Raw genomic sequence first — 21854 nt, forward strand, 5'->3', positions numbered from 1 at the left:
CAGTTCTAATGCAGTTCGCATTAATCATGAAGCATCTGTAAATACAGATCCAAACGCTCATTGATATATCCTGTAAACATCTTTTCCATAACCGAAAGAGTATGCTTGGTATGGTATTCATCAAAAGCGTTATAATATGCTATTCGGTCGGTGAATTTTATATCAATAGGAGGAAAACCTGCCTTCATCAGTTCAAGATTGACAAGCAGACGTCCCGTTCTTCCGTTTCCGTCAATAAAAGGATGTATACCCTCAAATTCAATATGAAAACGAGCAAGCTTGGTTACAATATGCTCCTTGCTGTCTGCATAATCAATCAGCAGCTGTTCCATTTTCGGTGCAATTAGATAAGGCTGTACAGGTTCGTGCTTTGCCCCCATGATGAGAACTGGCACACGACGATATACACCTCTATCATCTTTCTTATCTGCAAGTACAAGAAAGTGAATCTGTTTTATAATACTTTCGCTTATTGGTACATTTTCCTTAACAAGCTCGCTCACAAATTCAAAGGCTTCCTTATGACCGACAGCTTCCATATGGTCTTTAAGTGGCTTTTTGTCAATCGTTAGTCCTCTGAGAACTATAGCTGTTTCCCGAAGTGTAAGGGTATTTCCCTCAATAGCATTTGAGTTGTAGATGTATTCAACAACAAACTGTTCTGTAAACCTTTCCACTTCGCCCTCAGTCAAAGGACGTCTGCTGTCAAGTTCTTTTTTCTTCCTATCTAACATATCAAGTTGGCTTTCAGCTGACTTATATCTTCCATCTGGAGGTTTTACAGCATCAATAGGGATTTTCCACCCTCGCCCCTCTTGATATGCTCCTTGTATTTTCCCCTCAGAACACAATGTTCTTATTCTTCTATCCGAAATGCCCCATTTTTCAGAAGCTTGTTTGACAGTCATAAACATAATGATCCCTCCAATATCAGTATTATACCACTTTATCGGAATAATAACAATTATTTCGGAACAATATCATTATCATACTCCTTTAACCTTCTAGGCATGACGTACTTTTCCGTTACCGAACGAGCCGATCCAATTAATTCACCAATGTCTCCCCATACCTGGCACGCCGTAAGCTGATGCTGGGCCAAGGCACTATCCTTTTGATTCTCGACAATTTTCACTCCAAAATCATGTAAAGAATGTTCAATACCTTCTGCCCAAACAGTTTGAAACACATCACGGTAGGTCAGTTCCTTCACAGGCATAACCGATTCTGCCACTGGAATGTCCAAAATACGACCCTCCCCGTACAAATCCAGTGTTCCATCTGCACTATGAGGAACATGCATACGAAGATTCCAGATTACAGAACCATGGGAATCTGTCATCATAAGACTTCCTGCATCTGTTCCCAATATAATGCGGTGCAGAAAATGTGTGTTGTTATCAGGCTCTTCTGTATTAATTTGATTTAATACCCGCAGGCTGGTGGAAATCCCTTTTATTTTTCCTGTCAAGGAGCAAAACATATCCTCCTCCGAATAAATGCTTGCTTTTTGAAAAGACCATGGACGGAATCCACCTACTGCCAAGCCTAGTATATCAATTAACGGAAACAGTACATGCACACTACATGCCGCATCAATATAGAGAGGCTTGCTTTTCGCCAGAATTTTGCGGGCCGCCAAAATAAAATTGCGACCTGTCTCAATATCTTTATAAAAAGTATTAATTTTATAGTGACACCCAGACTCTCTGGCAATTTTCAGACAATTTACTAAATCATTATAATGTACAGGATGCTCTTGTATCACATGAATTCCTTTTGCTAAAAGTTGAGAGGCAATTTTTGTACCTTGTCCTCCTACAACTGTAGAACGAATAACCACACAAGCAATATCCACTTCTTCTTTTGTTATTTGGCTGATGTCTGTAAACAGAGGAACGTTATATTGTTTTGCACAATTGACTGCCTGTTGACTGCCTCTGGAAAAAATTCCAACTAATTTATATTTGCCCTTTAGCCTTTCCAGTCCTTTTAAATATACCCTGCCAAACTGAGTTCCACATACAATGACTCTTAATGGTTTTTCGTTTCTTATCATAATACCCCTTCCTCTGCTGCTTCCTCCATACTTTCTGCATCAAATGGTATGTCCATCAGCTCCAAACTGGTTATTACCTTTTCCTCTTGTAATCTTTTCACCACTTCAACTGGATTTAACATTTCAAATGCCCAGAGCGTTCCATTTTCCAGAGCATTTTTAACAAGAGCCTCTGCTGCACAAACTGCAACCATAGCACTAATTCCTATACTATCCTTGCTTCGGACTACAACCCGCTTTCCAATCTGCCTTCCATTTACTGTTCCATACATTTCAATCATGATGGAGTACCATGTTGCTTTTCCCTTTATCGCTTTTTCGGCTGCCTCATTTATTTCTTGAACACTTTTTTCCAGATTGTACTCTGAATAATCCACCATTTGACTGGCACACGCCTTCAAAATCAGCTCATTGATCCATTTATCTGTCATTACATTGAACCACTGGGCTTCTTTCAACCCTAATCTATGAGCCACCCGAGTAATTTCCTGTGTAAAATACCTTTGTTTGTAAACCGTTTCAGGAAAACCTGGTATAAACTCTTTTTCGTTTCTATCCATCTTTTCCCGTACAATTTGTCCCTGATTCCAGTAAGCATCTGGAATTCCAAAGCCTCCAATTGAGCTGAGAATGATATCCGCACATCCATTTTTACTTCCTGCCTCTCTTCCCCCCGAGTATGCCCTCATACTCTCCACCGCATCAAACCCTTGTTTGGACAGCCAAATAGGAAGCAGGCCGGAAAGTCCTGGAAGACTTCCCGCTGAAATAATAAATTTTCCCTTATCATCTATTTCCATCTGCTTGAGCTGTGCTTCTAGAAAGTCTGCACCAAAGGCATCTACATAACCAGCTCCTGCCTTCTGGGCTACTGCTGCCACAAGACCTCCTATCATATAGGTGGGACCTGCACAATTTACAATTACAGTACATCCCTTGCAAAATGCTTTCAACGACTCTTTGTCATACAAATCAACCTGCACATAGGAAATATGTTTGCCAACTGCATCCAGCTTTCTTCTTTGCCCTCCCCGAACAAAATAGGATTTACTTAGCTTTTCACAAACAAGTCTTCCTACAGCACCACCACAGCCTACTACGCCTACTACTGGACTGCTCATAACTTACTTCCTCCCATAATAGCATCTGCCAGGGAACTTACATATGGCGGAATCACACAGGTTCCATGATTTCCTTCCACTGTCCTAACAACAAAGTTACTTGTTGTCATACTTCGTATGTATGCTTCTGTTGTTATTTTCATAGGTGGCAAAAAAGAAGTTGTTTTATCTGCACAGCTTAATACCAATGCGTCGCCATTGTAAACACAAGGCTGATATTCCCATACTGCTCTTGCTGTATGCTTGAAAATCCGAAACATTAGTTCCATCTGCTGTAATTCCTCCTCCGAAATTTTTCCTGTAGAAGTGGCAGCTGTCAACATTAATCCTTTTAACCGTTCTTCGTGTGATTTTTCTGCCAGTTTTCTGTAACAGGCAGAAACCTCCTCAAATGGTTCTCTCAAAGCACATAATGCTTCTGTTGTAATAAAGCCATGATTTTTCTCTGATAAATCCACTAATGCTTCTCGTAATAATTCCTCTCCAACGGTATGACCAGCTTGGTATGCATCTGACCCTAGAAAAAGCCCAAGGGAACGTTCCATTAACAAATCACTGTCTAGCATTGTTTCATTTGGAAGTGTATCAATTGTAATGACTTGTTTGACCATTTTACCTGCATCCTTTAGTCTTCTGGCACACTCCATAGCTGCCAGACCACCAAAACAATATCCAATTAACTCATAAGATGTGGCTTCCTTCTCAAGCAACACTTTTGCATACTTTTGTCCTAGATTTGCAATCAGCTGCTCTGCTGGTTCCTCCAGAAATGCAGGGTAATCTGTTATTTGAAAGCCTGCTATTGCTTCCTCTCTGCCAAAACGATTTTCCAAAATCGAAAGTAGTGGCTGAAACTGAGTCAATGTACCGATTCCTCCTGGAAAAAGCACCTGCATTTTTTCAGATGAATTTTTTCCCTCTGCTAAAACTACAAAGGACTCCTTCTTCATATCGCTTTTCCTCCCATTAAAATTTGTACCAACCCTTCCACATTAGGCGGCATAATACAAGTTGCGTGATTTCCCTCAATTTCAATCACCTTAAAATCTCCCAAAATCATTTTTCCCAGAAAATCTTCACTTCTTTCTTTCATTTCAGGCAAGAAGGACGTTTCTCTGTCCTTACAGCTTAAGATTGTGACATCTCCTGCAAATGGCTCTGGTGTATACTCCCACACTGCCTTTGATATATGGCGAAATACATCATACAGCAACTCGAAGTTTTTCAGCTCCGTTTCGGATACCTTTCCATTTATTTTATCTACCGTTTTCACAAGCTCCTGTAACCGTTCCTCGTGTTCCTTTTCAGAAAGCTTTTGATAACAGTCTGCTACCGGTTTCAAACTGCCTGTCAAAGAACATATGGCTTCTGTTGAAATCCATCCTTTTTGCTTTGCTGATATTTCCTCTAACGCCTCCTTTAACAGTTTATCCTCTATTACATGTCCTGCTTGGTAAGCATCTGCTCCAATAAACTGGCTAAAGGATTTTTCCATTAGCACTTCACTATCCAGCATTGTTTCGTTGGGAAGGGTATCAATTGTAATAACCTGTTTTACCTCAGCACCTGCTTCTAGTAAATTTCTAGCCGTTTCCACTGCTACTAATCCCCCAAAACAATATCCTATTAATTCATAAGAAGATGCTTTCTTTTCTAAAAGAATTTCCGCATACTGCTGTCCCAGACTTCTAATAAAGGTTTCAGAAGGCACCTCTAAACATTGTTCCTCTTCCACGATTTGAAAGCCTCCAATGGTTTCTGTTCTATCTGGATCATTTAACAGGTATGGTAAAATGTTATTAAACTGAGTAAGCGTTCCAATTCCCCCTGGAAATAGAACCTTCATAGCATTTTTCTCTGTATTTCCCTCTGCGAAAATAACAAGTGGATTTTTTCTCTCCGCCTTACTTTTCTCTGTATCCTCAATTTCCGTATTCCCATTCCTGAATTTTTCAGCAATTTCAGCAACTGTTGGTGTTTTCAGCATTTCCAGCATCAGCTTATCCCATAGCATTGATTTTGCCTCTTCTAATGTTTTCTGCATTTTAGCAACTACCTGTGCAACTAATAGAGAGTCTCCACCAATTTCAAAAAAGTTGTCATTACGATTTATCGTTTTAAAATTCAGAATTTCTGACCAGATGTCTGCAATCCTTTCTTCCAGCTGATCCTTAGGCGGTTCTGACAAAATAACGGTATCCGTAAGAGTGTTATCCAATCGTTCTTGCAGTCTTTTTCTGTCCACCTTTCCGTTTTCAGTTAGCGGAAGCTTTGAAAGAATTTCTATTCTTCCAGGAATCATATATTCGGGCAGTTTAGACTGAAGATAGGTTTTTAGTGTATCTGCTTCTAAGGACACTTTTTCCTTATTTAATCTATTGATATAAACAGCCTGTCCTGCTGCCTCCAAACTATCATTGTGGCAAGGATAGCTATAAATCAAGTCCATGCCCGCATCTGCAAACATTCTGCCCCACTGTTCTCTTCCCATAAACACCTGATCACTGCCTGCTCTCAAATCCGTAAAGCCATGCAGTCCATCTTTAAACTCCATAGAGGTTAACAGTGCATGATTGTCTCCTGTTGCTTCAATCATCATTAGCATTCCCCCTGGTACAACCAGTTCCTTTAAGGATTCCAGTACAGAAGGCGCATTTTTTGAATTATGCAGAACATTGGCGCAAATAATCACATCCCAGGACGAGGACGTAAAACCTTGTTTCCAGTTATCCTCATTAATGTCATATAAACCATAGCTTACCCACGGATACTTTTCGTAGCGGTTTCTGGCTTCATTTAAGAAGAAGGTTGAGATATCTGTAAAATGATATTCTACCTTACTGTTATCAAGTGCCGGAATTAATTCTGCACTGGTTCCACCTACTCCAGCACCCACCTCTAATATTCTGACTGGGTGGCCGTCTTCCTTTGCTTTCTGCTGCTGTCTGACAAAACATAAAAGACCTTCCTTAACAACCGTATTTAAACAATGATTGACCAAATTATTTTGATAGGCGGCTAATGCTACATCCAGCTTTCCTTTTGGGAAGAACAAATCCAAAGGATCCTTCTCTCCATTTAGCAACTCTGGCAATAGATCACTGGACTGCCTCATATAATGAAACAATGTTTCTCCATATTGCAGCTTATCTTCTACCTTTCTCCATTCCCTCTGGCTTTCCAATGCCTGTTCCTTTGTATATGGCTGGCTCACTAGAGCATAGTAATCTGTTGCTGCATCTTTTTTCAAAAAACCATCTTCACAAAGTGCTTTTAACCATCTTTTTAAAAGCTGATGATATTTAGGAATAATATGCATGGTATTAATTATTTCTGATACACTATGCTGATCCGTACTGCTTGTGAAAAGTCCTGCTTCATAAAATGTACTCATGATATCTAAAAGTGTAGTCTGGTCTGCCAGACGAAACCACTCTGTTAGCAAAAACGGTTCTATTTTTGCTGTCTTTTCTTCTATTGCCTGATTACATACCTGAACAATCTCCTGATCATTTACTCTATAATAATCTGGCTCCTGTTGATTCTGGGTCTGCACAAAACCAGCCAGCTTATAATCCAAAGGACTACTTCCATATTTCATAACTGCTGCCATAGATACATCTGGGTGATTCTGCAATACACTTTCAATCTCACTAATCTCGATTCGATGCCCCCGTATTTTTACCTGTGTATCCTCTCGTCCTAAGAATTCAATTGTTCCATCTGGCCAGTATCGTCCCATATCTCCTGTATCGTATAACCTTTCCTTTGTGTCTGGATGATATATAAATTTAGAGTTGGTCAAATCCTCATCATGCAAATATCCTAATGCCAGTCCCTCACCTCCAATATACAGGTGTCCAGTGACCCAGTCTGGGCAAGATTTTCCCTGCTCATTTAAAATATAAAACTGTTGATTCGCTATTGGCTTCCCATACGGTATACTTTTGTCGTTATCCGATACTTTGTCTACGCTATGATAAATTGACCAAATAGCGGCTTCCGTTGCACCTCCTAAACTAATCAAAACTGTATCGGGATACTTTTCTCGGATTGTCCTTGCTAATGGAACTGGTATCCAGTCTCCTGAAAGCAGAATCACTTTGAAAGGAAGCTTTTTTTCTACTGCCTTATCCTCCATACAATTGATAAGCATCTGCATCTGAACTGGAACTGAATTCCAGACAGTGACTTGATGTTTTAACACCAGTTCCAGCCAGTGCCCTGGCACTCTCCGAAGTTCTTCATCTGGCAGCACCAGTGTGGCACCTGCCAGAAACGTACCGAAAATATCATAGACCGATAAATCAAATGCACAGCTTGCCAATCCAAACACCTTATCTTTTTCTTTAATATGAAATTTCTGATTGATATCTTCTATTGTATTCCATGCTGCCCCATGAGAAATGACTACTCCCTTAGGTTTTCCTGTGCTTCCTGATGTATAAATTACATATGCGGGTTCTGATCGTTCTGTCTTTTCTCGATTCCACTCTATTCCCTCTTTTTTCTCTAGCTGCTCCACATAAATGTAGCTTGCTGTATCTGTTACACCACCTTCTCTCTCTTTATTTGTTATCACATACTTCGCCCCAGACTCCTTTATAATCCCCTGGGTTCTCTCCCGTGGCTGTGATACGTCAATGGGAAGATAGACTCCTCCTGCCACCAGAATTCCCAAAATGGCTCCTATCTGCCATACACCCTTTTCCAGAATCACTGCTGTAACATCACCTTTTTGACACCCTGCCTTATATAGCGCCTTTTGAATCGTTCCTGCATAATCTCCAAGTTCTCTATACGTATAAGAGTTCTCTTTACTAATCAGTGCATATGCGTTAGGATGTTGTCTGAGCTGATTTAAGAAACCATCCTGAAGCAATCCCTTTGAAAGGGGACATGCTGTATCATTTACCTGTTTTCTGATTTTAAGAACCTGCTCTGGAAGCTCTACCACATATCTGTTTTCCCATAATGCCTGGTTTGATGCAAGCTCCTCAATAGCCTTTGCAAAAGCTGAAAAAGCTGCTTCTATCATTCCATCTGGAAAAACTCCTTCCCTCACATCCCAGTTAACCAGTAAACTTCCATCCTGCTCCAGTGCTTGACAATCAATCCACACTTGGGGTGTCTGGCTTATTTTATAAGTAAGCTCTGCATCCCTCATATACTTTTTATTCTTATCGTTTACACCAATTGTACTTGTATATACAACAGGAATTATGATATTTTTATTTCGCTGCCTAGTCATTTCTCGAAGAAGCTCTATACCAGAAAACTCTCTATGCTCCAAATCACTCCACAATCGCTCTTGTATTGCCTTTACCTGTTGGATAAAGGTTTGGCCTTTTTCAGGTGAAATTTCCAACACATCTACCATTGTAAAATCACCAATTATAGAATTGATTTGATTATGTAACTCAGGACGGTTTAAGATAGTTAAGTTCATGGAAAACTCACTTATTTTTGACCACCTTCCAATTGTTTCTGCATACGCTGCCAAAATCACAACAGAAGGAGTTACTTTCAGTTTCTTTGCATTCTCACATAAAACACTCCATTTTTCTTTTTCCAGGCAGGTTTTATATTGGACAAATCGCACCTCTTTTTTGTCTGGCTTTTCTATTACAGGCAGTTCTGGTCCCTCTGGAAGTTGATCTATTCGTTCCATCCAATACTGTCTATCCTTTTCTAGTTTTATTTTATTAGAAGGTCTTGCTTTTAGTTCCTCCTGAAACAGCATGAAATCACGAAAGGAAATTTCCAGCTCTGGTAATTCTGTTTCTGGCTCATAATAAAAATGATCCAATTCGTTTAACATAATATTAATACTGACAAAATCTGCAACCAACATATCAATTGAAAAATGCAGAATACTTTCTTGATCCGTTGTAGTTAAAACAAAGTCAAACAGCGGCCACTGATCGGGCTGATACTGCTTATGGGAGAGTTGATTCCGTACCCCCTCTATTCCTGCTTCTACTTCCTCTCCACTACATCCCTTTAGATCATGATAGTCAAGTTCAGGCAAAGTTACTTCTTCTAGTACCTGCTGATACCCCTCTTTTCTTACAATGGCTCTTAACATATCATGGCGTTTGATTACCTGATGCCAGGCTGTTTCTAGCCGCTCCTTCTCCATTACAGGCATTGTCAGTTCCACATAAGCGTGACAGCCTACATTACCATGTTCATATACACTGTTCCGCCCCACTAAATAAGCAGTCTGAATGTCTGTCAGCTCAAAGGGCTGGTATTGATTTTCTTTATCTGCTGTTGGGGTTTTTGCATTCTGCTTTTCATAATATTCTATTAACTTTTCCTTGTATTCTCCAAGTTCCTTCTTTCTCTCCTGGGTCATTACTCCCCCAGGTGCCCGAAATCGCAGCTGCCCATTTTCACTCCAGAACTGAACACCCAAATCACTATATTTCTCAATTATCTTTTCTATTATCACAGTATTCCCTCCTCTGTATCGGTATCTTCTTCCCACTGTATTTTTTTAATTTCTTCTGCCAGTGCAGAAAATCTGGAGTACTCAAATAATTCCTTTATAGAAATTCTTCCCTTTAAAATCATTTTACTATCCAGCAGTCCAATTACCCGCATTGCTCTCAGGCTATCGCCTCCCAGTAAAAAGAAATCATCTTCCCTGGACACCTTTTCTACACCTAGAACCTCTGCCCATATTTCTGCAATGCTTTTTTCCAGCTCATCCTGCGGCCCTACATAGTTTACATGCTCCTTTTCTTCTTCTGCCAAAAGCTTTATCACTGGTTTTTTATCTATTTTTCCATTAGCACTTAGTGGTATTTCATCCCAGACGCAAATTTTTCCTGGTACAAAATAATCAGGCAGATGCTTTTGTAAATACTGCTTTAGTTCCTCTCCATCTGCAAAGGATTCTTTTAATTCTTGATCTTTTATCGTAACAGCAGCGGACAGAGTAAGTCTCTCTTGTTCAGCAACAACGACTACATTTTGAATAGCTGGATGCTCACGCAGGACTGCTTCAATTTCTCCAAGCTCAATACGGTGTCCCCTGATTTTCACCTGAGAATCCTCTCTTCCTAAAAACTCTATTGTTCCATCTTGCCAGTAACGTCCCAAGTCTCCCGTACGATATAACGGCTCACCTGTTTTTGGGCTGATTACAAATTTTTGATTTGTCATAGCAGCATCCTTCCAGTATCCTTTTGCCAATCCGGCTCCTCCAATGTAAAGTTCTCCTGTTACCCAGTCAGGACAATCCTCCATCAGTGAATTGAGAATGTAAAACCTCTGGTTAGTCAGTGGATATCCATACGGAATACTTATCCATTTCTTGCCTACTTTCTGAACTTCAAAATAGTTGGACCAAATAGAAGCCTCCGTGGCCCCTCCCAAACTGATCACCCTGGCTTTATCAAAATACGTTTTGATTTTCTCTGGTAAATCAACGGGTATCCAGTCACCGCTTAATAGCACTAATCGTAAATCTGTTTTCTCAATTCCCTCAGTGTCCATCAGATAATCGGTCATAATCTGCATAAAGGCAGGGACTGTATTCCAGATGGTAATCCCTTTCTCTCTTAGGTACTGCTTCCAGGATACTGGATTTTTTACTTCCTCTTCCTTAGGTATTACAGTGGCTGCCCCTGCTGACAACATACCAAACACATCATATACAGACAGATCAAAATTTAAATTGGACAATGCCAGTGCCCTGTCTTCAGTGCCTATGAGAAAACGCCTGTTTATATCTAAAATGGTATTAACTGCACCTCTGTGGCTTATCATGACTCCCTTTGGCATTCCTGTAGTTCCTGATGTATAAATTACATATGCTAAATTTTCTGGTTCATTACTGGCTCTTATTTCCTGTACGGCTGTTGGTTCCCCTTCCATCTGATCTACATAAATATATGAAAAGCCTTCTCCTAACACATCCTTTTCTTTTAACCAGGATTGCGATAAAATAACCGTTGCCCCACTGTCCTCTAATAATTTTGTTTTTCTTTCCTGTGGATTTCTTGCATCCACTGGTAAATACGCTGCTCCAGAAAGTAAAATTCCCATTGCAGCCACTACTTGCTCCCAGCCCTTTTCCATAATGATGGCAACCAGGGAATTTTGGCTGACACCCTTTTCTTTTAACAGACTGCTAATCTCATATGCCCTGTCCAGTACTTCCTGATACGTTAGGATTCTTTCTCCACAAATTACCGCCGCTTTCTCTGGATATTTTCGTACAGCCTTCAAAAATAACCCATCTAGCGTCTCATTGCTGATTTCTTCACCTGTCTCATTTACTTCCAGACGCTCCCTGCTTATTGGAGCGGAGATCAGACAAGACTGTGGTGATTTCCATACATCTTCCTCCTGAGACAGCTTTTCCAACAGGCAGTTATACGCTTTAAACATTTCATCTAATACTCCAGGATAAAACAATTCATCTACCGAATCCCACATTAATACCAACTCTTCTTCTTGTTCAATCACCTGATGATCTAACCAAACCTGTGGTGTCTGAGAAATGTTGTATACCAGTTCTCCAGGCCATGCATTTTCCTTCCACTGGTGAATTCCCAACCCACTTGTAAAGACTACAGGCATTGTTACTCCTGCCCCAGTGCTTTCTCTTTTTGCCAATTGCCGTTGAATTTGCACGCCTCCCACATACGGATGTTCCATATCTCTCCATATCTGATGCTGAATATTCTTGGCACGCTGTTGAAAAGTTTCTCCCTTTTTCTGGTCAACTTCTAGTAAAGTTAATGTGGTAAAATCTCCAACCAAACGATTTACCTCTGAATGCAATGGTACTCGGGTAAATTGTGTCAGGTTAATTGTAAAATGCTGATTTTTACTCCACATGCCAAGCACCTCTGCATAGGCTGACAATAAAATTCCTGATGGTGTTATTCCGAGGGCTTTGGCACGCATTTTAAGTTTTTCCCACTGGTTTTTTGATAATCTTCCTGTTCTGCGGTGGAACTTCTGGTTTTGAAGAGTAGATGGCTCCTTTGCCAATGGTAATTCCGGAGCCGCTGGAAGTGTATCCAGTCTGCTAAACCAATATTCCTCATCTTGTTGATACCATTTGCTTTCTTTCATTTTTTCTAAGGCAATGACATAATCCCGAAAAGACAGCTCCAACGGAATTAATTCCTCCTGTTCATTTCGATACAGCCTTGTCCATTCGTTTAAAACATGGAACATACTCCACCCATCAAAGACCAGATTGTCAAAGCTGATATGCAGACGGGTTTTGTTTTCACCATAGCAGGAAGCCTTTATATCAAATAGCGGCCATTCCCCGGCAGACAGCATCTGATGAGACATTTTCTCACGCTTTTCTTTTAACCTTTTCTCTGTAACCGTTTGTTTCTCCCCTCTGATATCCATAACTTCAATACGGTATTCTGGTACCTCTTTCAGAATCTTCTGTGTTCCATCTGGCAGTATAATGGCTCTCATCATTCCATGGTGGAGAATCAGTCTTTGCCATGCCTCATTTAATTTATCCAAGTCCAGATTTTCTCCGTCCAGTTCAAAATAACAGTGGGTTGACACATTTCCCAAGTCATACACTCCACTTCTGCCAATCCAGTATGCATACTGAACCTCTGTCAATGGAAATGGAAGATTTTCATTTTGCGGTTCTGGAATTACTTTTGGTAACTTAGCAGTTCTTTTCTTTAAAGTTTCTTTTTCCAGTTTTGCATTCTCAATTATGACTGCCAATTCTTTTATGGTAGGTTTTTCAAAAATAGCCCCCAGAGAAATCTCCACCTGAAATTCATTTCTGACCCTTGTAAGAAGTTTTGTGGCAACTAAAGAATCACCGCCCAGTTCAAAATAATTGTCGTATAAGCCGATGCTTTCTCTTCCGAACAATTCCTTCCACTGCCTTGCCAACGCTTTTTCAATATCCGTTTCTGGCAGCACCCTGCTTCTTACTGTAGTCTTATTGTTATGACTGCCCTGAAGAGATTTTCTGTCAACTTTTCCATTTGCAGTAACTGGTATTTTCTTTAGAGCATGATATATTTTTGGTATCATATATTCTGGCAGTTTATTCTTTAAAAAGGATATGAAGCTTTCTGCCTCTACCACATCTAATCGTTTTTTTATTTGTCCTATGAAAAGGTGTCTTCCGTATGCGGCAGCTTTCTCTGTAAGTGCTAAAACATCCGTCACATTAGTAAAACCTGCATTTTCTAATTTATCCATCCAGTCTGCTTCTGATAACAGTGGCTTCCATTCCTCTTCCAGAAATCCTGCTGTAATTTTTTGCAAACTGTTGTTTCTCGTAAGCTCGGCGACAAACAGCAAACCTTCTGGAGCCAGCAGGGATGCTGTCTGTTCCACTGCCTTATTTATGTTTTTACATCTATGTAAAGAGTTTATTCCAAGAATGCAGTCGTATTGATTCTGTTCAAAGCCCTGTTGGTGTAAGTCTTTTTCCAAATCCAGCAAGCTGTACTGAACAAATGAATATTCCTGTAATTCTTCCTTTGCCTCTTCTATAAAAAACAAAGAATGATCTATGTAAGTATATTCTATTTCTCCCTTTGGAAGACAGCTTAACAGCGACTTTGTAACCGTATTGTTTCTCGTTCCGATTTCCAGAATTCTGATTTTTCCTTTTGCTTTTACGGCAGCAGCCAGCATATTCTGTAACATTTTATTTTCATACAAGCTTCCTGGCAGAATTTCCAAAAGGTTTGTTGGTGCTATTTTTAAATGCCTGTCATAAAATAACCCTAATGGATTAATTTCTCCTCTTAATAAGCCACAGCTTTTTTCTCTGATTTTTTCAAAATAGGTTATCAATTCTCCTCTCTGGTTATTCCATTGTTTTGCGTTGTTTTCATCGGTCTGATTATAGCTATATTTCCCCTGCCCCTGTGGAATAAGAATCTGGGCATTTGCCAGACTATCCAGCCACTGCTTCACCAGTCCGCTATATTTTTTGTCTATTCCACACCTTTTTACTATACCTTCTGCTGATAAAATTTCTCCCAATTCGCCAAAGGCACCTAATTCCATTAATGTGGAATGCATAAGCTGTACACACATGCTTTCTGCATAGCTATAATAGGCTTCTGCGTCCTCGACTGGTACTTTTTCACACGCCAGAACTTCCTCTATTTTTTCTTCCGTTGGACATACTAGTTCCCATACTCTGTCTGTTTCCTCGGAATTTTCCTCTGTCTGCTTAAATAAAGTGGAGTTTACCTTTTCTTCTGGTACGAAAAATGCAGATAAATATTTATTTTCCTGATCATCTCCCGACACTACTGCAACCGCCTCACGCACCTCTGGATGCTGTCTCATGGCTGCTTCGATTTCTCCTAATTCAATTCTGTGTCCTCTGATTTTTACTTGATAATCCTTTCGTCCAAGAAATTCCATGTTACCGTCAGCCCAGAATCTCCCCATATCTCCTGTCTTATACCATCGGATATTATGCTCCACTACAAATCGCTGTTGTGTAAGGATTTCGTCCCCAAAATATCCTTTTGCCACACCAGCACCACCTATCCAGAGTTCTCCTTTTACCCAATCTGGACAATCTCTTCCCAAATCATCCACCACCCTGTATGCTTGATTGGATAATGGTTTGCCATAAGGAATAGAAACCCAGTTTTCTGGAAGTGGCAGAGTAACAGTAAAATAATTTGACCAGATAGATGCTTCTGTTGCTCCCCCCATTGCAGCCAACTGGCACTTATCTGTCAGATTTGCCAATCGTTCTGGTATATCTAGTCCAATCCAGTCTCCTGACAACATCACTGTTTTGAGAGGCAGTCTGGTGTTTTTCTCTCCCTCTGCTGCAATCAGAAGCATGTCCAAAAGAACTGGAACAGAATTCCATATAGTAACTTCATATTTCTTTATCTGCTGAAGCCAGTAGCCTGCATTTTTTCGTTCCTCCTCTGGCAGCAATACAAGTGTTCCTCCAGCCCCAAGACAGCCAAATACATCATATACGGATAAGTCAAAATCCAACGAAGATACGGCTAGCAGACGATCCTTATGACTTACCTGATACTTCTGGTTGACATCCTTGATTGTATTCCATGCCCCAAAATGACTAATTTCTACTCCTTTTGGCTCTCCTGTGGAACCTGATGTTAATATAATATATGCGGTAGACAATGGTGATACGTCTGGGTACTCTTCTGTTCTACTGTATGTAAGAGCTTCTTCTATATAAAGAAGGGTTGTATTATCTGGCCACTCTATTTTTTGCCCATGCTCTCTATCTGTAATAACATATTGAATGTTCAATTTATTATGAATTATCTGTCTGCGGTCAGAAGGCTGTTGTATACTAACTGGAATATAGTAATTCCCCACCGCCAAAGTACCCAGTACTGCAATAATCTGATGAACCCCTGCTGGAAGGCTGATTGCCACAGCTTCCCCGTTTGTAATGTTCTGTTTCAATAAAAATGCCGCTAACGAACTTACTTTATTTTCCAAATCACCATAAGATATTTTTGCTCCATCCTTACTATCAATGAGTGCTACATCAGATGGATACTTATAGGCATTTTCTAAAAAATCTTCATGAATGCAGCTTAATGTGGAAGGCAGTGTTATTTCTCGTTCCCTTTCCTTTCGAATTCTTTGTGCCTCTGGAAGCAGATCGTATTGCTTGCTCCAATCACTCTTATCTTGAACCAGCCAATGCAACAGCCGTTCAAATGCTGAAAACATGTCATCAATTAAATATTCTGGAAATAATTCTTCCACAACGTCCCAGGTAAGCATTAATCCGTCTTCACTTTCATAAGTCTGAAAGTCAATCCAAACCTGAGGTGTCTGGGAAATCATATAGGTAAAATTCCCTAAGACATTTTTGAATTCTTCATTAATCAGTGGCATTCCAAGATTACAAGCAAATACTACAGGTGCAAAGCTTTGCTGGCCTCCATGGATTTTTGCCATATCTCTCTGAACCTGCACCCCCGAATAGGAAGAATGAGCCATATCCTGATAAAACTGCGTCTTTATTTTGTACAACATCTGCTCAAATGTATTGTCTTCTCTACAATCTACCTCCAGTAACAGCAAAGTAGTGAAATCCGCCACTACGTCTTCCATTCCTTTTATATCAGTATTCCGGTTAAATAACGGGATATTAATTAAAAAGTGCTTATTTGAACTCCATCTTTCTAATACTTTAGTATATGCGGTCAGTAAAACCATTGCTGGCGTCACTTGATGTCTTGCTGCATGATTTTGAAAAACTTCCCACTCTGCTCTGTTTAAATAGGTAATTCTTCTATGAAATACAGGACGTTTTATTTTATCTGGCTGCTTACTTAATGGTAATTCAGGTGCCATAGGCAGACTGGAAATTCTTTTGCTCCAGTATTCTTTTGCACCTTCTACAATTGCTTTTTCCTCCTCTTTTTGTTTTTTCAAATACTCTGCAAAGTTCCAGTTTTTTGATTCTTCCGACAGTTCCTTTCCTGCATATACAGATGTCAAATCCCTTAGTACAATTTGAAAGCTCTGCACATCTGCCACTAACAAATCAATATCAAAGTGTATTCTTGTTTTTTCTTCTGGAAGCAGACTAAGCGCAAGCCCAGCCACTTGGCCAATTTCCACCTGTAAACGTCTATGTGACAGGCTTTCTCGTATGTCCGTTAATTCTTTTTCTAACTCATCCTTTTTCTTATTTTTTAAATTATGGATCTTGATATCTTCTGAGTAAGTCTGTTCCATAATTTCCTGCTGTCCATCCTCAAGAACCTTCATTCTCAACATTTTATGATGCTTTCTCAATAGATTCCATGCCTCTTTTAACTTTTCTGGTTCTACTTTTACCCCATCAAACTCAATATATGCATGGCAGCCACCACCACCTAGTGGTTGATCGTCTCTCCTTCCTACCCAGTAAGCATATTGTACATCTGTTAACGGAAATGGCTTGTATTCATCCTCTTCCTTTTCTTGTTCTGGCTTCTTAACCTTCGATGTTTTACTGAGATTTTCATTTATTAGCCTGCACCAGTTTTCTAATGTTGGCATTTCAATGAGCTGGGCAAATGTAACCTTTGCTCCTGCCTTTCTCCACTTACTTACCAGTCGCATGATCTGCAACGAATTTAGTCCCAGCTCAAGCAAATTTTGATTATCGGCAAATTCCCTTGAAACCGATAGTGCACTCTTAATCTGCTCCTTTATTTGCTCATATTCAAACACTACATCCTTATTTTTGCTATTCATTTTTATTCCTTTCTTTTCTAGTTGTACTCTGATAAAATATGTAAAACTTCCTGTAAAACAAATTTTTCCTGCTCCTTTATAAAAAAATGCCCTCCTGAAAAAGGAAAACAAATAAGATTAACATTAGCGTACTCTTTTTCTTTTCCCATTATCCACATACTGGATTTATTATTTTCTGAAAATTCCAATTTTACAAACTCCTTTCAAAATACTGCAACTAGTTAGTTGCAGCTAACTCTATACTGTATATTATTGCATTTTTATTTTAGTTAAATCAATGGAATACATGATAGAAAATACCAGTAACTTTTATTGAGAAATATTCTTGTTTGAATGTCCTTTAGAAAAACAAATTAAAAGTTTGAATTGAAAGAATACAGCAAAATGCCAGTCCTCGTTGAACTGGCATTCTCATTTTATTGTAATATACTTAATATGCTGTTTGCCTGCTGATTTGCCTGGGCAAGCATACTTTGCCCACTTTGAAGTAAAATACTCTTTATTGAATACTGCACCATTTCATGTTCTATATCCAAATCCCGTATTCTGCTTTCTGCCGCCTGAAGGTTCTCATGTGTATTATCGGTATTGGAAATCGCATGTTCCAGCCGGTTCTGATATGCCCCCAGTCTGGAACGCACCTCGGAAACCTTTTTATTTGCATTGTCACAAAGGGTAATAGAGGTCTGAGCATTTTGAAATGTATCTGTCTTAACCTTATCCAGCCCCAAGTCTGCGGAGGACATGCCCTCAATGCTCAGGTTCATTGTCTGCCCCTGATTTGCACCTATCTGCAAATTCAGTCCTCCCTGTGCTGCACTTCCGCCTCCTGCTGTGGGACCGCCAGATACTGTATTAGGTGACACCGTATAAATATAAGTAAGCTGCCCTCCTGTGCCTGAAATCGTCCCGCCATCTGGTGTCTGTGCCATACTAACTTCCGTTAGTGCTGACTTTGTATTTGCTTCAAAACAAATATCATAGGGAGAACCATCAAATGTTAACGCATAGGAATAAGAGTCTCCTTCCTGCATCGTTATACTGGCTGGATCTGCCACAACATTTCCATCCTTATCCGTAACAACCCAGGTACCTGTCAAAGTTGTGCTGGTTCCATTGTAATTTACGCTAACCGTAGAAGTAAGTGCATCACCGCCTTGTAGGTTTTCTCCTACACTTACCTTTGACGGCGGAATAATATTTCTTGTAAAACTGCTTGCATAATGTTTTACATTCCCCGTACTGGTTCCTGTGATTTTCCCCCAGTTTTCTATCACCCCGCCACTTTCGCAGCCTGCATTTCCGTTTATAGTTCCTGTATTACTGATTCCATTTGTTCCCGTACTATTAATATCACCTGTAATAGTTCCGCTGTTTACTACGTTAATTCCCTGCATATTCATGTTAGCAGTTCCCGTATTCACCAGCGTTCCTGCCCCAGATATTTGGTTGGCTGCTGCATTTCCACTCAAGGTTAGTGTAGAACCTGCATTTAAAATAATTTCCTGACATTGTATGTTTTCAGCACTTATCTTTGCCTTTACGCCAGAATTTACAACAACATTGGTTCCCGCATTACTTCCCGTAAATGCAAATGTACCATCTCCTGTGATGGTAATTGTGTTGGTTCCTGCATCATATTCAATCCCATTTATATTTGCAAAGTCCACATTGGATAAATCCGATAAATTTATTATTGTACTAGACGGTCCAGAGGTTCCTCCCACTGGTGGTGCTTCTGGCGCCTCGGCAACTGCTTTTGTACCACTTGCTGTAGTAGCACCTCCTGAAAACACATTTACTTCTGAAGGATATAGGTTTTTCACCCTATCATTAGTGGTGTTCAATTTAAATAAAGCCAAATCTGTAATTGAAGCATCTGCCAGTATATTGGTTTCTGCCAGATTTCCTGTAATAATACTGCCTCTGCCTGTCCCTATTGCTGACATTAAATTTCTGACAAAATCGTACGCTTCCGTATCATTTTGCAGATTTGTTGTAAAGTCTGTATACCCTGAATACTTGGTATAATCCGCAATGGTCTGATCCAATGACTTACCACTCACTAGGGATTGCAATATTTTATCATCACCTGCTGCAATGGTAGAAGCATTTACGGTTCCGCCTCCCCCTGCCAAATATCCCAGATACATACACGCTAGATATCCTGTTGCATAATTGGCTTCGTTTGTATTAGTGGTTAACCCACTGAATGCAGACTGAATTTGTGCATCTGTAGCCGCAGCGGTAATACCTAATCCATATTTAACCCAGTCTGAACCTCCTGAGGCTGTCTGAGCCATACCTTCCTTAAACCATGTTGGATATGCAGTTACAAATGTACTTCCATTATACCCCAACATACCTGCTGTCACCGATTCATCCATGAATGCATGTACCATTTCATGTGCAATGGTAGCTTCCAGATCTTCTCTGCTGTCATCTGTTAACTCCCCAGCAGTAAAATTCAACGAATTTACATTTACCGCTAATGTAAATGATAAAGTAGAACCAGAACCACCTACAGTTGCTCCACAAGAAACGTATGCTAACGTCGATGTAGTATCTGAATACAGCTTTAATCCAATTCCAACAGATGACCCTGCTAAATAGCCCAGTGCACCTGAATAGGTATCCAGAAGAGACTGTACTGCCTGTGGCACAATTTCTGTTTCCAAGGTATCCATAATATCCGTTCCATATGCTGTTGATGTACTACTTCCAGCATTGGTCTGGGTTGTAACATAATCGCTTTCCTCTGTAAAAATCAGTCCTACTTCATTTTCTCCAATGGAATCCACTGCTTCTGCCAGTGTCAAATTATATGCTTCAGGATGATTTGCCAAAGAAACCAATGGGGTAGCAGCAGTCGTACTCGCTTCTAAATTGCCATTTAAAAGCTTCATTCCATTAAATTCTGTCTGCTCTGAAATTCTAGTTACTTCGCCGACAAGTTCTGTTATTTCATCTTGAATAGATGTTCTGTCTGCCGTTACGTTTGTATCATTAGAGGCCTGTACTGATAATTCCCGAATTCTTTGTACTACGCTCTGTACCTCTGACAAAGCACCTTCCGCTGTCTGTATTAGTGATATGCTGTCTTGCATATTCTGGGATGCCCGATCCAGCCCCCGAATCTGGGCGCGCATCTTTTCAGATATGGATAAACCTGCTGCATTATCCGCTGCTTGATTAATCCGATAACCTGATGACAATTTACTAATACACTTCTGTTGCTGGCCAGCTGTTATCCCTACTTGCCTGCCACTATTCATTGCCGATAAATTATGTTGAATAACCACTTATTTTACACCTCCATGTGTATATAAGTTAGTCCCAATGACCAACTTCCTCCATATTTATTTTTTGTCCACAACGTGGACAAAGCATGGTATCTTTTGTTAAAATCCGAACTGGCTTATTACACATGCTGCATTTTCCGACAAGCTGAATTGTTTCTCCTGAATGTAATTCATAGGTAAATCGAAAAGTAGTCCCAAAACGCTTGCAGTCTTCACACAAATATGGCACATTTTCTACTTTAAAAAGCTTTACAAAACCACTTTCATACGCCTCATTAAATGTTTCGACATCCTGTTTTTTCAACAACTTATTAATAAAGTTTCGATTATGTGCATTTAGTCCTTCTCCTATGGAAAAGGTCATATCCAACCCACAAGAACAATTTGCATTGTACATTTCACCCATCTCTTTACCTCTCTTCCTGCAATCTGGATTCTATCTTTATATATCGACTTATTATTCTATAAATCTTATACCGCTACTATATTCTTTTATTAAAACTGTAACAACTTTATATACTTAATTCCAAACAACTCTCATAGTATTATAAGGAGGTGGCTAGATATGAATTCATGTGAACTTGTTACTTTTATTACAGCACTTGCCTGCGCTATTTCAAAATGCTATACCGAAGAAGAAGTTGCTATTCTGGCTGCTGCAATAACCCAGCTTGGCGATACTCTGGCAACAATACTGACACAGAAAGAAATTTGTGAATCAGATGCAGAAATTTAATTTCTGCATCTGATTCAAAGAATACTTCTAGTCAATTCTATTAACAATACCTTTGTAAAAATATTTTTGTACAAGGAGGCCAATTATGAGTAAAAAACAAACAAGCACAGGGAATAAGAATAATTCAGGAAAGGGCAATGGAAATTCTGTCATTAATAATACTGAAAAGAATACTTCTACAAATAATTCTGTAAGTGGTGATACTTCTTCTTCCACTGGTCATAAATTTAAATAAAGAATTCAAACACAGTGTGTATTCCACACACTCTCGTGATTTTAATCAACTATATGGAACACATACTTTGCAGCGCCTTGGGTGTGTGGCTGTCCATTAGCCACAATATTTCTTCCCCAAAAGTGCGCATCATCCTGCACCCTGTTTTTTAGGGTGCTTTTTACGTCCA

General features: G+C 39.7%; 11 protein-coding genes. 2 read left to right on the top strand and 9 right to left on the bottom strand.

The window, feature by feature from the left end:
* Window positions 1-20: 20 nt before the first annotated feature.
* The 9 genes from BM305_RS10100 to BM305_RS10135 form a co-directional block, all read right to left on the bottom strand.
* The gene (locus BM305_RS10100) at window positions 21-914 is read right to left on the bottom strand and encodes a Fic family protein (protein ID WP_092560585.1); all 894 of its coding nucleotides are present in this window, start codon (window positions 912-914) and stop codon (window positions 21-23) included.
* Window positions 915-964: 50 nt separating this feature from the next.
* Window positions 965-2059, bottom strand: coding sequence for a Gfo/Idh/MocA family oxidoreductase (locus tag BM305_RS10105; protein WP_092560586.1), 1095 nt, complete (start codon window positions 2057-2059; stop codon window positions 965-967).
* Window positions 2056-3180 carry a saccharopine dehydrogenase NADP-binding domain-containing protein gene (locus BM305_RS10110; protein ID WP_092560587.1) on the bottom strand — a complete coding sequence of 375 codons (1125 nt, stop codon included), beginning with the start codon at window positions 3178-3180 and terminating at the stop codon, window positions 2056-2058. Before BM305_RS10110 ends, BM305_RS10105 begins: the two co-directional genes overlap by 4 nt.
* Window positions 3177-4130, bottom strand: coding sequence for a thioesterase domain-containing protein (locus BM305_RS10115; protein ID WP_092560588.1), 954 nt, complete (start codon window positions 4128-4130; stop codon window positions 3177-3179). The genes BM305_RS10110 and BM305_RS10115 overlap by 4 nt, the downstream gene beginning before the upstream one ends.
* A complete protein-coding gene (locus tag BM305_RS10120; RefSeq protein ID WP_092560589.1) occupies window positions 4127-9637 on the bottom strand; it encodes a non-ribosomal peptide synthetase in 5511 nt (1836 codons plus the stop codon). The genes BM305_RS10115 and BM305_RS10120 overlap by 4 nt, the downstream gene beginning before the upstream one ends.
* The gene (locus tag BM305_RS10125; protein WP_092560590.1) at window positions 9634-17412 is read right to left on the bottom strand and encodes a non-ribosomal peptide synthetase; all 7779 of its coding nucleotides are present in this window, start codon (window positions 17410-17412) and stop codon (window positions 9634-9636) included. Before BM305_RS10125 ends, BM305_RS10120 begins: the two co-directional genes overlap by 4 nt.
* A gap of 17 nt (window positions 17413-17429) precedes the next feature.
* Complete coding sequence (locus BM305_RS19090) at window positions 17430-17600, bottom strand: hypothetical protein (protein WP_177214674.1); 171 nt, start codon at window positions 17598-17600, stop codon at window positions 17430-17432.
* Between the two features lie 228 nt (window positions 17601-17828).
* Window positions 17829-20714 (bottom strand): flagellin N-terminal helical domain-containing protein, encoded by a 2886-nt coding sequence (locus tag BM305_RS10130; protein WP_092560591.1) that lies wholly within the window; start codon window positions 20712-20714, stop codon window positions 17829-17831.
* A gap of 28 nt (window positions 20715-20742) precedes the next feature.
* The gene (locus BM305_RS10135; protein WP_092560592.1) at window positions 20743-21120 is read right to left on the bottom strand and encodes a hypothetical protein; all 378 of its coding nucleotides are present in this window, start codon (window positions 21118-21120) and stop codon (window positions 20743-20745) included.
* Window positions 21121-21279: 159 nt separating this feature from the next.
* Between BM305_RS10135 and BM305_RS19095 the strand changes: the two genes are divergently transcribed.
* Both BM305_RS19095 and BM305_RS19100 read left to right on the top strand, forming a co-directional pair.
* Complete coding sequence (locus BM305_RS19095) at window positions 21280-21450, top strand: DUF6774 domain-containing protein (RefSeq protein WP_177214675.1); 171 nt, start codon at window positions 21280-21282, stop codon at window positions 21448-21450.
* A gap of 85 nt (window positions 21451-21535) precedes the next feature.
* Entirely contained in the window at window positions 21536-21685 is a 150-nt protein-coding gene (locus BM305_RS19100; RefSeq protein ID WP_177214676.1) for a hypothetical protein, read from the top strand.
* Window positions 21686-21854: the final 169 nt, after the last annotated feature.

The organism is Anaeromicropila populeti (genome assembly GCF_900112775.1).
Taxonomy (GTDB): Bacteria; Bacillota; Clostridia; order Lachnospirales; family Lachnospiraceae; genus Anaeromicropila_A; species Anaeromicropila_A populeti.

Coding starts and splice junctions, on each gene's coding strand:
- BM305_RS19100 (WP_177214676.1), top strand. CDS start 21,536: ATGAGTAAAAAACAAACAAGCACAGGGAATAAGAATAATTCAGGAAAG.
- BM305_RS10105 (WP_092560586.1), bottom strand. CDS start 2,059: ATGATAAGAAACGAAAAACCATTAAGAGTCATTGTATGTGGAACTCAG.
- BM305_RS10135 (WP_092560592.1), bottom strand. CDS start 21,120: ATGGGTGAAATGTACAATGCAAATTGTTCTTGTGGGTTGGATATGACC.
- BM305_RS10110 (WP_092560587.1), bottom strand. CDS start 3,180: ATGAGCAGTCCAGTAGTAGGCGTAGTAGGCTGTGGTGGTGCTGTAGGA.
- BM305_RS10100 (WP_092560585.1), bottom strand. CDS start 914: ATGTTTATGACTGTCAAACAAGCTTCTGAAAAATGGGGCATTTCGGAT.
- BM305_RS10125 (WP_092560590.1), bottom strand. CDS start 17,412: ATGAATAGCAAAAATAAGGATGTAGTGTTTGAATATGAGCAAATAAAG.
- BM305_RS19095 (WP_177214675.1), top strand. CDS start 21,280: ATGAATTCATGTGAACTTGTTACTTTTATTACAGCACTTGCCTGCGCT.
- BM305_RS10115 (WP_092560588.1), bottom strand. CDS start 4,130: ATGAAGAAGGAGTCCTTTGTAGTTTTAGCAGAGGGAAAAAATTCATCT.